This is a genomic window from Iodobacter sp. CM08, from assembly GCF_033446605.1.
Lineage (GTDB): Bacteria > Pseudomonadota > Gammaproteobacteria > Burkholderiales > Chitinibacteraceae > Iodobacter.
The window spans coordinates 33,112-45,456 of record NZ_JAWQUO010000038.1 but is presented as its reverse complement, the minus strand read 5'-3'; the positions used below and the strand labels follow the sequence as shown (position 1 = coordinate 45,456).

Annotated in this window: 12 protein-coding genes; 8 read left to right on the top strand and 4 right to left on the bottom strand. The window is 46.4% G+C overall.

Annotation, left to right across the window (positions count from 1 at the left end; all coding sequences use genetic code 11):
- The first annotated feature begins 182 nt into the window (after positions 1 to 182).
- The 8 genes from R6242_RS18200 to rpoS all read left to right on the top strand — a co-directional run bounded on the left by R6242_RS18200 (position 183) and on the right by rpoS (position 8,161).
- Positions 183 to 1,253, top strand: a complete 1,071-nt coding sequence (locus R6242_RS18200) for a sensor histidine kinase (protein WP_318429570.1) — start codon at positions 183 to 185, stop codon at positions 1,251 to 1,253.
- A gap of 13 nt (positions 1,254 to 1,266) precedes the next feature.
- Positions 1,267 to 1,995, top strand: coding sequence for a LytTR family DNA-binding domain-containing protein (locus tag R6242_RS18195; protein ID WP_318429568.1), 729 nt, complete (start codon positions 1,267 to 1,269; stop codon positions 1,993 to 1,995).
- Between the two features lie 177 nt (positions 1,996 to 2,172).
- The gene (locus R6242_RS18190; protein ID WP_318429566.1) at positions 2,173 to 3,789 is read left to right on the top strand and encodes a methyl-accepting chemotaxis protein; all 1,617 of its coding nucleotides are present in this window, start codon (positions 2,173 to 2,175) and stop codon (positions 3,787 to 3,789) included.
- A gap of 70 nt (positions 3,790 to 3,859) precedes the next feature.
- Entirely contained in the window at positions 3,860 to 4,735 is an 876-nt protein-coding gene (locus R6242_RS18185) for a DMT family transporter (RefSeq protein WP_318429564.1), read from the top strand.
- Positions 4,736 to 4,798: 63 nt separating this feature from the next.
- Positions 4,799 to 5,542 carry a 5'/3'-nucleotidase SurE gene (gene surE, locus R6242_RS18180; RefSeq protein ID WP_318429561.1) on the top strand — a complete coding sequence of 248 codons (744 nt, stop codon included), beginning with the start codon at positions 4,799 to 4,801 and terminating at the stop codon, positions 5,540 to 5,542.
- Positions 5,543 to 5,568: 26 nt separating this feature from the next.
- On the top strand, positions 5,569 to 6,198 hold the full coding sequence (locus tag R6242_RS18175) for a protein-L-isoaspartate(D-aspartate) O-methyltransferase (RefSeq protein ID WP_374759880.1): 630 nt from the start codon (positions 5,569 to 5,571) through the stop codon (positions 6,196 to 6,198).
- A 167-nt stretch (positions 6,199 to 6,365) separates the two neighbouring features.
- A complete protein-coding gene (locus R6242_RS18170) occupies positions 6,366 to 7,199 on the top strand; it encodes a peptidoglycan DD-metalloendopeptidase family protein (protein ID WP_293936694.1) in 834 nt (277 codons plus the stop codon).
- A complete protein-coding gene (gene rpoS, locus R6242_RS18165) occupies positions 7,196 to 8,161 on the top strand; it encodes an RNA polymerase sigma factor RpoS (RefSeq protein WP_293936697.1) in 966 nt (321 codons plus the stop codon). The genes R6242_RS18170 and rpoS overlap by 4 nt, the downstream gene beginning before the upstream one ends.
- Before the next feature lie 61 nt (positions 8,162 to 8,222).
- Here the strand turns inward: rpoS and R6242_RS18160 are convergent, their stop codons facing one another.
- From R6242_RS18160 to dapC, 4 genes are all read right to left on the bottom strand, one after another.
- Positions 8,223 to 8,636: a DUF3224 domain-containing protein gene (locus tag R6242_RS18160; protein ID WP_318429552.1), complete on the bottom strand. Its 414-nt coding sequence runs from the start codon at positions 8,634 to 8,636 to the stop codon at positions 8,223 to 8,225.
- Positions 8,633 to 9,811, bottom strand: coding sequence for a DUF6058 family natural product biosynthesis protein (locus R6242_RS18155; RefSeq protein ID WP_318429550.1), 1,179 nt, complete (start codon positions 9,809 to 9,811; stop codon positions 8,633 to 8,635). Before R6242_RS18155 ends, R6242_RS18160 begins: the two co-directional genes overlap by 4 nt.
- Positions 9,812 to 10,197: 386 nt before the next feature.
- The gene (gene dapD, locus R6242_RS18150) at positions 10,198 to 11,019 is read right to left on the bottom strand and encodes a 2,3,4,5-tetrahydropyridine-2,6-dicarboxylate N-succinyltransferase (protein ID WP_318429547.1); all 822 of its coding nucleotides are present in this window, start codon (positions 11,017 to 11,019) and stop codon (positions 10,198 to 10,200) included.
- 33 nt (positions 11,020 to 11,052) lie between these two features.
- Entirely contained in the window at positions 11,053 to 12,255 is a 1,203-nt protein-coding gene (gene dapC / locus R6242_RS18145; protein WP_318429545.1) for a succinyldiaminopimelate transaminase, read from the bottom strand.
- Positions 12,256 to 12,345: the final 90 nt, after the last annotated feature.

Here is a 12,345-nt window from a genome sequence, read left to right as displayed (position 1 = left end):
AAAATGTCGGCGCTTGGTGCTTGCATGCGCAAATTGGTTCACCTGTGCTTCGGCGTCCTGAAAACACAAAAAAAATATCAAGCTGAGTATCAAAATGCTTGACCGGCAAGACGGTATCTACAATTTACGGTCTTCGTGTGTTTTGTGGATGAAATAGATCGCTTTGGTTTGTGAGGAAGTAAATGCTGGATATTAAAATTTTAATAGAGAGATGGCGGCGTGATTTGCCGGTTTTACTGCTGGTGAATACGCTGATTGCGGGTTTGTGTACCTTAGTTAGCGATATTCGTTATTTGCTGGATAATTTACTGATCTCCCATTCAATTGGCTTCAGTATTTCACTGCTGAATACCCTGATATTTTGCCAAACCTCCGATCCGATTGTAGCGCCAAGCAAATTGCGCCCTTGGCGCTTTATTCTGGTGATTCCCTTTGGTGTGTTATTGGGATTTAAAATAGCAAATTGGCTGGGCGCACCTGATTTACTTGCTTATTTTTGGGTGAATCCAAGCCAACAATGGCGCGGGATAGCCACCGCTATTTTGTTGACGGCATCTGCCACTGGGTTTTTTATTGTTTTCTATCGGGCGCAAACGTATCGAGCACAATTAGCCATAGAGCAGCAGCAATCGGCAGAGGCCAAACAATCAGAGCTGGCTGCGCAATTGGCCTTATTACAAGCACAAATTGAGCCGCATTTTTTATTTAATACGCTGGCTAATGTACGCAGCCTTATTACCCGTGATGCGCCCTTGGCGCAGGCCATGTTGGATCATCTAAACAATTATTTGCGTGCAAGCTTAAGCCGCACTCGTAAGCGGCAGGTTACTTTGGCCGAAGAGCTAGATTTGGTGACGGCTTTGCTGGCGATTTCACAAATTAGATTAGGCAGCCGCTTACGCTATCAAATAGATGTGCCCGCTGATTTACACGCCGCGTTATTGCCTCCACTACTGTTACAGCCCTTGGTAGAAAATGCTTTGGAGCACGGTATTGAACCTGCCGTTGAAGGAGGAGAGGTGCGTATTGTGGCGGATGTTGCTGAGCAATTGCTACGCTTACGTGTTTATGATACTGGGCTTGGTTTGGATGCTGGGGTAATTCAAGAAAGCGGCGATGGGGTGGGCCTGCCAAATGTGCGTAAGCGTTTAGAAAATCTCTATGGGGGTGAAGGTCGGTTGGCGCTTTACCCAAATCTGCCATCTGGTGTAATCTCTGAGATTGTCTTGCCCCTGAATCGACTCAACCATTAATGGATATAAACCCATGTCTACCGCCTTAATTGCTGACGATGAGCCGCTGCTTGCAGCTAGCCTTGCAGAGCGTCTACAGGCGCTTTGGCCTGAATTAAAAATTGTGGCCGTGGTAAAAAATGGTTTAGAAGCAGTAGCAGAGATCAATCATAAACAGCCTGATTTTGTGTTTTTGGATATCCGTATGCCTGGACTAAGTGGCTTACAGGTTGCCAGTACCTTGCATCATGCGCGTGTGGTGTTTGTGACCGCTTTTGATGAATATGCTATTTCTGCTTTTGAAAATGCGGCGCTTGATTATTTGCTCAAGCCAGTCAGTGATGAAAGATTGGCGCAATGTGTGGGGCGGCTACAGCGTGAAAACAAGACCAGTGTTGATTTTGGGGCCTTGATCTCTAGCTTGCAAAAAGAGCCGCTTGGCTTGGCTTGGCTAACGGTTGGTCTGGGTGATGTCACGCGCTTGGTTGCGGTGGATGAGGTGTTGTTTTTTCAATCGGCGGATAAATACACCGAGGTGGTTACCGTTCACGAGCGGCATTTAATTCGCACGTCTTTAAAAGAGTTATTGCCTCAGCTGAATCCTAAAAGCTTTGCCCAAGTACATCGCGCCTACATCGTTAATTTGCATGTAGTAGCGCGAATTGAGCGCGATTTATTGGGCCGGCAAAAAATAGAGCTTAAAAATAGTTCGCATAGCCTGCCTTTAAGCCGGAGTTTTGCCGCGCAGTTTCGGCAAATGTAAGCCTCTTTTGCTCCACACAAAAACCAGCACAGCGAACAGCGCGGGCAATCACTGATTTGCGTTTTGTTGATTAGGATTGGTTTAACAGACTATTCTTATTTACCCAACTGCAGCGTTCTAGCATACAATCGTAGGTCGAAATTTGATGACCAATTGTGTTGCTTTAGGGGTTTAGTAATGAATATTTCACAACGATTAATCGCATTGATTGTAGTTGCCCTACTTTCATTGCTATCGGTGATGATGTTGGGGGTGTCAAAATTAAATGATCAGGCAGACCGTTTAAAGTATATTTCTGAACATTCAATGCAGAGTGCTTTATTGGCAAATAAAATAGCCAATGATTTAAATCAAAACCGTATTGTTCTGTTTGTGCATATTCTATCTTCTAAAGATCAAGAAAAAGAAGCCATTGCTAAGTTCGTAAGTTTTAATCGTGATTTGCTAGTAAAAAATATCAACACCTATGGGCAGTTTGTGGAAGGGCAGGCAGACGCAGCGCTCTATAAGCAATTACAATCTGCATATAATGATTACGATAAGCTATTTATGGAGGCAATTAAGCTTTCGGATGATAGAGATTTTACCCGTGCATTTGAATTGGCTAATGAAACAGGTTTCGCAAAATTTACCGCAGTGATACAGCCGGTAAATGGCTTGGTTAAATTTAATGAAGACCATGCCAAAGAATTGATTGTTGATGCTGAAACGGCTAATTCAAAATCTAGATTATTGTTTTTGGCTATTTCTGGATTTGGTGTGGTATTGGTTTCTTTTATTGGGCTATTAATTTATCGCGCGATACGTAAACCTTTACTCGATAGTTTAGCTTCTTTATCCCATATTGAAGAAAAGCTCGATTTTACCCGCCGTATTCCTGTGCATAGCAATGATGAAATTGGTCAGTTAGTAAAAGCCGTCAATCATATTCTTGATGCGGTGCAAAAGAGTTTTATTAATATTGAGCAATCCCTTCAGCAAATGTCGGGTGCAGCGGTAGAAATGTCGCTGAATACCCGTCAGCTAACAAAAATTTCTGTTGTATCCAGTGAATCAGCCGCTCATATGGCAGCCACTGTTGAAGAAGTCACCGTAAGTATTAATCATGTAGCCGAGCGTGCTCGGGACACTAAAATTCATACGCAAAATTCTGGGCAATTAGCCAGCGATGGTGAACGCGTAATTAATGCAACGGTTACAGAAATTGATAGTATTGCCGGCACGGTACGTGAAGCTTCAACTGAAATGAGTGATTTACAATTTAAGAGTAATCAAATTCGAATTGTAGTGAATGAGATTAAAGAAATTGCCGATCAAACCAATTTACTTGCTTTAAATGCCGCGATTGAAGCGGCTAGGGCGGGTGAATTAGGCCGCGGTTTTGCCGTTGTGGCCGATGAGGTCAGAAAACTAGCCGAGCGCACGGGTAAATCAACTCAAGAAATTGCCAATACCGTTAGCTCTATTCAAGAAGGCTCGGATCGTGCTGTGGCGCGGATGCGGCAGGTGGTGCAGCGAGTAGAAGAAGGCGTTACCCACGCGCGTGGCGCAGGTACGGCGATAGCTAATATTAAGGCGGCCTCTGATGTTGTAGTAAGCTATGTGGTGGATATTTCTGAAGCGCTGCTTGAGCAGAGCAGCGCCAGCACGGCAATGGCGCAGCAGGTAGAGAAAATTGCGCATATGTCGGAGCAAACCAGTGATGCCGCAGTGCAGTCGGAAGTGTCTGCAGATCAACTACAAAAATTAATTGAATCGGTGCAAAAAGCAATTTCAAGTTATCGTCTTGCTTAATGATTTAAGCTGTGTTTAAGACAAGCCCCTACCACGTGGGGGCTTGTCTCATTTTTAATAAGGGTTAGCGATGTTGCAGCGACTTAGGCAATCAAGCTCTTTTTGGATGATTGTTGCGTGTTTTTGTTTTGCCATTATGGGTGTTTTCGTTAAATTAGGGAGCGCGCAGTTTTCTGCATCAGAGCTGGTTTTTTACCGCTGTGTAGCGGGTTTTGTTGCAATATCAATGGTAGTGCTGCCGCAGGGGAAATCATTTAAAGTAAGCGGGCCGATGTTTAAATTGCACCTATCACGCAGTGTGTCTGGCTTTGTTTCTTTATTACTTTATTTTTATGCTATTGCCCATTTGCCACTCTCTACGGCAGTCACACTCAGCTATACCTCTCCCTTGTTTTTAACCTTATTAATGGTTTTCTTTTTAAAGCATAAGCCGCAGCGTAGACAAATCATTACCATTTTATTGGGATTTGTAGGCGTACTCATTTTGCTTAAACCTACTTTTGAAAGTAGCTTATGGATGGCAGGCTTAATTGGTTTATGCGCGGGGTTTTTAGCCAGTATTGCCTATATTAATGTGAATAAATTAGGGCAGGCGGGTGAGCCTGAATGGCGTACTGTGTTTTATTTTTCTTTTTTTTCCTCGCTCGGGGCCGGTATGTTGATGCTATTGCAAAGCCAACGCTTAACTGCATTGAATCAAAGTAATCTTTGGATTGTATTTGGCTTAGGGGTTTCTGCAACAATTGCACAATTATCGATGACTAGAGCGTATAGCCGTGGCAAAACACTGGCCGTTGCTAGCTTGGCTTATTTGACCGTGCTATTTGCAACTTTGTTTGCTGTATTCCTTTGGGATGAAAAATTGAGTGCGTCAAGTTTTATTGCTATGTCATTAATTGCCGGTTGTGGCATATTATCGAGTGCGCGAGGAATAAAAAAGCAATAAGCTGTAAGTAATATTGTTATTTTAAAATAAATGCTTAAAAATAGCGCGCTTAAGGAGAATTCAATGCGGTTTTTGCTATCGAATGACGATGGTTATTTTGCGCCAGGCATTTTAGCTTTGGCAGATGCTTTACGCGAAGAGGGTGAGGTGATTGTTTGTGCACCAGAGCGCGATCGCAGTGGCGCGAGTAATTCGCTGACTTTGGATCGTCCTTTAAGCGTACGCAAAGCGCCTAGCGGCTTTTTGTATGTGAATGGCACGCCAACGGATTGCGTGCACTTAGCCGCAACCGGCTTGATGGATACGTTGCCGGATATGGTGGTGGCGGGGATTAATCATGGTGCAAATATGGGGGATGACACCATCTACTCTGGTACCGTGGCCGCCGCTACTGAGGGGCATTTACTTGGCGTGCCTGCCATGGCGATCTCTTTGGCTTCTAGAAATCCGCAGCATTTTGCAACGGCGGCAAAAGTAGCCCGAGACTTAGTGCAAAGATTTATTCAATCGCCTTTTGCCGCGCCAGTGTTATTAAATGTCAATGTGCCGGATATTCCCTATGCTGAATTAAAAGGCGTACAAATGACTCGCCTAGGGCGTCGACATAAATCGTCAGGCGTGATTCAATCCAAAAATCCGCGCGGGGAAACTATCTGGTGGGTGGGGCCTGTGGGTGAGGTCTCTCATGCAGGGGAAGGCACGGATTTTCATGCGGTAGCCCACGGCTATGTATCTGTAACCCCTTTGTCGGTTGATTTAACCGCTAAAACACAACTTGATCTTGTCTCCGCATGGCTATCCGATTGAATATTGCCGCTTTGGGCGGCGTTGGTATGACCTCTGCTCGTACTCGAGCACGGTTGGTTGAGCGCTTAAAAGCGCAGGGGATAACCCATTCTGCGGTTTTAGCGGCTATGGCAGAAGTGCCGCGCCATGGTTTTATAGACGAGGCTTTGGCGCATAAAGCTTACGATGACTTGTCTTTACCCATTGGTTTTGGGCAAACCATTTCACAGCCTTATATTGTGGCGCGTATGACCGAGCTGGCAATGGCTGCGGCTCAGCATGAAAAAGTGTTGGAAATTGGCACTGGTTGTGGCTATCAAACTACCGTATTGGCTTTGCTGTTTAAAACGGTATATTCCATTGAGCGTATTGGTGGTTTACATAAGGCTGCCCGTGAGCGATTAAGCGTGTTAGGCGTGCATAATGCACGCTTACGACATGCAGATGGTAGTAAGGGTTTGCCTGAGGCAGCTCCCTTTGATGTGATTATTATTACGGCGGCAGCCCCTATCTTGCCAGAGGATATGCTTCCTCAGCTTAAACTGGGTGGGCGTTTGATTTTTCCTGTTGGTGAGGCTGAGCAAGAATTGCGTCAGATAGAGCGAACCAGTGAAGGATTTGTAGAAACCCGCCTAGAAAAAGTAAATTTTGTGCCGCTATTGCCGGGTACCGTGTAAATCGTTTTGAGTAAGGAGATTTTTCTGTGAACTGGCAAGGTCTGTGTGCCCCTTTAGTATTAGTGCTTGGTGCTTGCGCCAGCCAACCTACACCGCCTGCGCCGATTGTTGATCGCAGCGCTGTTGCCACCCCTGCTCCGCGGGTTGTGCCTGCTGTGGCTAGCCCTGTGCTTAGTGGTGATACACGCCCAGCTACTTATGTGGTTAAGAAAGGTGACACGCTTTATCGTGTGGCACTTGACCATGGCTTGGCGTATCGCGATCTGGCTGCATGGAATAATTTGACGGATGTAAATGGCATTAAAATTGATCAAACTTTGCGGCTTACAGCACCTGAGGGTGGCGTAGAAATTCGCCCCTTAAAGAGCGATGAAGCACCTAGAGTCGAGATCAAATCTGAAACAAAAAACTACCCTAAAGCTATGAAAACACCTTATGGTGTGCAATCTGCCAGTGCAGTTGCTGCTTTATCAGAAGGTCCTGTTGTTGCTTTAAAATTACAGACAGAACCCACCAAGCTACCGTCTGTCGCTGCACATTCCGCCTCTGAAGTGCGGGTTGCATCTGCGGTAAAAACCACAGATAAACCCAATATAAATGCCTCTTCTACGCAAAATATGAAGGATGAAAAGGCCACAGAATGGGCTTGGCCGACCGTTGGACGAGCGGTGAAGGGCTTCTCGGACGAAAATCGTGGTATTGATATATCAGGAAAAATGGGCCAGTCTGTAGTTGCATCAGCTAAGGGTAAGGTTGTTTACGCCGGAGCTGGCTTACGTGGCTATGGGAAGATGATTATTCTTAAGCATAATCAAGAATTCCTGACAGCATATGCAAACAATAGTAAACTTTTAGTTAAGGAAGGAGATGAGGTAAAAAGGGGAGATAAAATTGCTGAGATGGGCAATAGCGATAGTGAACAGGTCAAACTGCACTTTGAAATGCGCAGATTTGGGAAGCCGGTAGACCCTGCAAAATACATCCAAGCGGAAAAAACATGAACGATCAGCTTGATATTCTGGAAGAGGAATTGCTCGAGGAAGGTGAAGATCTCGAGAAGGCCGAACAGGAAGAAGGTGCGGAAACGGATGTCGAGCCTGCTGCTGAGGAAGCCGAGGCTCATGTCCACGAAAGCACAGGCGACGTAACGCAGATTTATCTAAATGAAATTGGCCAAAGTAAGTTGCTTACCCCTGATGAAGAGCGCGCTTTGTCTCGTAAGGTTGTTCAAGGGGATTTCCAAGCTCGGCAAAAAATGATTGAGCACAATTTGCGCTTGGTCGTTAATATCGCTAAGCACTATATTAATCGCGGTATGACTCTTCTTGATTTAATTGAAGAAGGCAATATTGGTTTAATGCACGCATTAGAAAAATTCGACCCCGAGCGAGGGTTTCGTTTTTCTACCTATGCCACATGGTGGATTAGGCAAAGTGTAGAGCGCGCAATTATGAATCAATCGCGCACCATTCGTTTACCCGTGCATGTGATTAAAGAATTAAATGTCTATTTGCGTGCTCAAAGGCATTTAGAAGCGCAATTAGGGCATGAGCCGGTTATTGAAGATATTGCGCATTTGGTTGGCAAATCAGTAGAAGATGTGCGCAGGGTCATGAGTTTGAATGAAAGAGTCGCATCCTTAGATGCCCCTCTAGATATTGACCCTATGCTAACCATTGGCGAATCTATTCCAGATGATCAGCACGATGGCCCAGAAGCTATTTTGCAAAATGCCGAAGTAGAGCGCTATGTGCGGGAATGGCTAAAGCAATTAAATGAAAAGCAACGCATTGTGATTGAGCGCCGCTATGGCCTCAATGGATATGAAGTCTGTACTTTAGAAGATTTAGCTGCCAATTTGAATTTAACCCGAGAGCGAGTGAGGCAAATTCAAATTGAGGCCCTTGAGCAATTACGCCGTATCTTACGCCGGTATGGCGTAACCAGCGATGTCTTACTCTGACCGAGAAGAATCCAAACAACGACCTTGAGATCCATGGTCGTTTTTTTTGGATTTTATAAAATCAAACTATAGTTTCTAGAATCAAGTTATATTCAGCACCGTGTTCACCCTTCTTGGCGTTGATCTGGCCCTGGCCACGGATGCCAGTGAAATCGCCAGATCCACTTCCCTCAATAATCGTTAAACTGCCGCTGACTCCTGCGCTAGCAGAGAATACGCCTTCGTGGCGAAGCACAAAGCTGCCATCGCGTGCTGCCATCTTGGCAACGATACGTTCCATACCCGTAAAAATCACATCATCGCCTGCAATCTTTGGGTAAGCCAGCAGGTATTCCAACACCCCTTCACCTTCGATGTCCCCGCTAAGTGTGTTCACAATACTGGCACGGCTTAGCTTGCCTGCTTCGCTCATTTCATGGAAAGGGATTTCGGACCAAGTTTTAATGCTAGTTTGGCAGACGATGCTTGTGGTCATACTGTTTCTCCTGAGCTTAAAACGGTGGAGGCGGGGATGTTGACTTCAAAAGCGTAGCTGGCACGTTGCTGAGTAAACCCAATAGCTTGATAAAAAAGATGGGCGTGTTCGCGATGTAGGCCGGATCGCAAGCGCAGGTGCGGGTAGCCTTTCTCTGCCGCCCAGTTTTTTGCGTAGGCGACAAGGGCTTGACCAATACCCTGACGGTGATGCGCATGACTGACGACTAAGGCGCTGATTTCGGCATAACCATCGCTGGCGATCAGGTGCACACCCTGTACGTGACATAGGCCGAGCAATTGCTCGCTTTTAAATGCCAAAAAAACATCATGCTCTGGGCTTGCTGCGAGGTATTGAAACCGCTTGGCGATGTCGCTTGGGTTGCCGGAGTAGCCCAGATCGGGCAGCAGCTGCGATACGGCGCTGGCATCTGTAAGGTGCATGCTGCGGATAGTCAAGCCAGCCTCGCTGCCCAAATCGGGGTGTTGGCTGAGAATGCGCTGGCGCAGATCATCGATAAGCCGCTTGCGGCTGCTTAGCGGGTATTCCAGCGGGGAAAAAGGCATGGAAGCGAGGGAAAGAGCGTCGATTAGCGCTAGCAGCTCCTGTGCCTCTGCGGTGCTAAAGCTGCTTTTTTTGCCCTGTTGGCTTAAAGCGCTGAGTTTTTCTTGCAGGATTTCTTTGCTTGCAATAGCGGCTTCAGAATCAGGCTGGGCAACGCACAGGCCAAAGGTGCCGTATAGAAAATGCTGCCATATCAAGTCTGTCCTTATGGCTAAGCCTGTGCTAATGATTGAGCCATCGTCATTAAAGCTGTCTTTTAAGCGCCAAGTTGTTGTATTTAATTCTGCAAGAGCTGCCTGCAAGCGTTGTTTAAAGCCTGCATAAATGACAGCACAGGCGGCGTTGAGGCCAACGTCTTGAATATGCTTTTGGGCCAACATTACCCAAGCTTTATTGGCAGGATGAAAGTATTGCCCCTCTTTTGCATGGGGCGCAGCTATTTCACCAAAGACGTAAGATTTTAAGGTGGAATCCGCTGTGACGGTGTAAGCCGCTGCAGGGATTAGCTGGTGCTGAATAAGCTGCTTAAGCTGGGTGGCAGAAATCGTACAGGCAGCAGCGAATTGCTCCGTGTTTAAATAATGCTGACTCAAGTAGTGGTCTAAAGGCATATTTATCTTGGCGTAAGTTATTTTTCAGGGCTTAATATTTAGATTATGTTGTGTTGTAGATATGCCTAAGGGATTGTAACGTTTTACTTTAGGGAACCTCGAAAAACCCATCTGGTCTCATAATACTGCGTTGCGCATTAAAAAAATTTCCTTACATATCAAGCATATGCAGCGTCTATTTTTTTTAATACGCGCCTTGTCTTATTTAGAAATATAGGATTTTCGAGACCCCCTTTAATACCTAGTGGTTTCACTGACAAAAATTGCTCTAATTTAGTCAGCTCTTGCAATTAATTGGCTGATAATCTTGAAGGAGGGGGCTCGAGTAAAAATTTGAGGAGAGCCGCACACCTTTTGGCATGCGACTTAGGGTGCTCTTGTAGGGATTAAATACCGCGCAGTAATTCGTTGATGCTGGTTTTGGCGCGGGTTTTAGCGTCTACTTTTTTAACGATTACCGCGCAATACAGGCTGTATTTACCATCGGCAGAAGGTAGATTGCCTGATACCACTACAGAGCCAGCAGGGATGCGGCCGTAAGTCACTTCACCGGTTTCGCGATCATAAATCTTGGTGCTTTGGCCGATGTAAACGCCCATCGAGATCACCGAGCCTTCTTCTACAATCACGCCTTCAACCACTTCGGAGCGTGCGCCAATAAAACAGTTGTCTTCAATAATAGTTGGGTTGGCTTGCAGCGGCTCTAATACGCCACCAATGCCTACGCCGCCGGATAAATGCACGTTTTTACCGATTTGTGCGCAGCTACCTACGGTGGCCCAAGTATCGACCATAGTGCCTTCGTCTACATAGGCACCGATATTCACGTAAGAAGGCATCAATACTACGTTTTTACCGATAAAGGAGCCACGACGTGCTATGGCGTTCGGTACAACACGGAAGCCGCCTTCACGGAAGTCTTCGCTGGTGTAATCGGCAAATTTGGAAGGCACTTTGTCAAAATACTGTGTGCAACCACCATCCATAGGCACGTTGTCGTTAATGCGGAATGAGAGCAGTACGGCTTTTTTAAGCCATTGATGAGTGTGCCACTCACCATCTATTTTTTCCGCAACGCGGTACTGGCCTTTGTCTAAGCCCAAAATCACGCTATTGATGGTATCGCGCAGCTCGGAAGTCACATTGGCTGGGGTGATTTCAGCACGATTTTCAAACGCGGTTTCGATGATCTGTTGCAGTTGGCTCATGGTGTTTCCTTTTCAGTTAAACAGGCGTGCCCATCAAAGCGGCAAAGAGTACTTACGACAAAAGCGGACAATCCGCTCGGCGGCGGCAATGCAATCATTTAATGGCGCGACGAGGGCGATGCGAATATAGCCAAGCCCAGGGTTAATACCATGGGCATTTCTGGCAAGGTAGGTGCCTGGCAATACCGTGACGTGCTCTTCTGCAAATAGCTTACGGGCAAACTCGGCATCGTCGCCGTTGATTTTTGCCCATAGATAAAATGCCGCATCGGGTTGTTGAACATCCATCACGCCCTGTAAGAGTGGCGTTACTGTGGCAAATTTTTGGCTATATAGTTCACGGTTTTCTATCACATGCACTTCATCATCCCAGGCAGCGGCGCTGGCGGCTTGCACCATCGGGCTCATGGCGCAGCCGTGATAGGTGCGATAGAGCAAAAACGAAGCGAGTAATTTGGCATCCCCTGCCACAAAACCTGAACGCAGACCTGGCACATTGGAGCGTTTGGATAGTGAAGAAAAAATGACCAGATTATGATAATCACGCCCTAGTAGGCTGGCAGCTTCTAGCGCACCCAGTGGTTTCTCATCACCAAAGTAAATTTCTGAGTAGCATTCATCAGAGGCAATCACAAAGCCGTATTGATCAGAGAGGGTAAAGAGTTTTTTCCAGTCGGCCAAAGAGGCCACGGCGCCAGTGGGATTGCCTGGTGAGCAGGTAAACACCAGCTGGGTGCGCTGCCAAATCTCTGCAGGAACGGCATCCCAATCGGGCTGGAAACGATTTTCTGCATTGCAATTTACAAAGTAAGGCTTAGCCTTAGCCAAAAAGGCGGCGCCTTCATAAATTTGGTAAAACGGATTAGGGGACAGCACAATCGGCTGGCTCTCACCGCTGTTATCAATGATGGTTTGCGCAAAGGCAAATAGCGCTTCGCGGCTGCCGTTCACAGGAATGATTTCAGTGGCAGGGTTAGGGGCGGCAATTGAATAACGCCGCGCCAGCCATGTACTGATACTTTGCCGCAAGCTATCGGAGCCCAGTGTAGCTGGGTAGGCGGATAAGCCATCAAAGTGGGCGATCAGCGCATCAGTAACTAGCTGCGGTGTAGCGTGCTTAGGCTCGCCTATGGATAAATTAATATGTGCCAGTGCCGGATTGGCCGTCACATCTGCAAAAAGTTGCTTTAGTTTTTGGAATGGATAGGGCTGAAGCAAGGATAGTTGCGGTGACATGGATATCCGAGATGACTGGGGAAAACCCCGATTATAGCAGTAGGCTTTCATACGCCCGTGCTTACTAGATATTTTTTTGCGGTGGCTGAG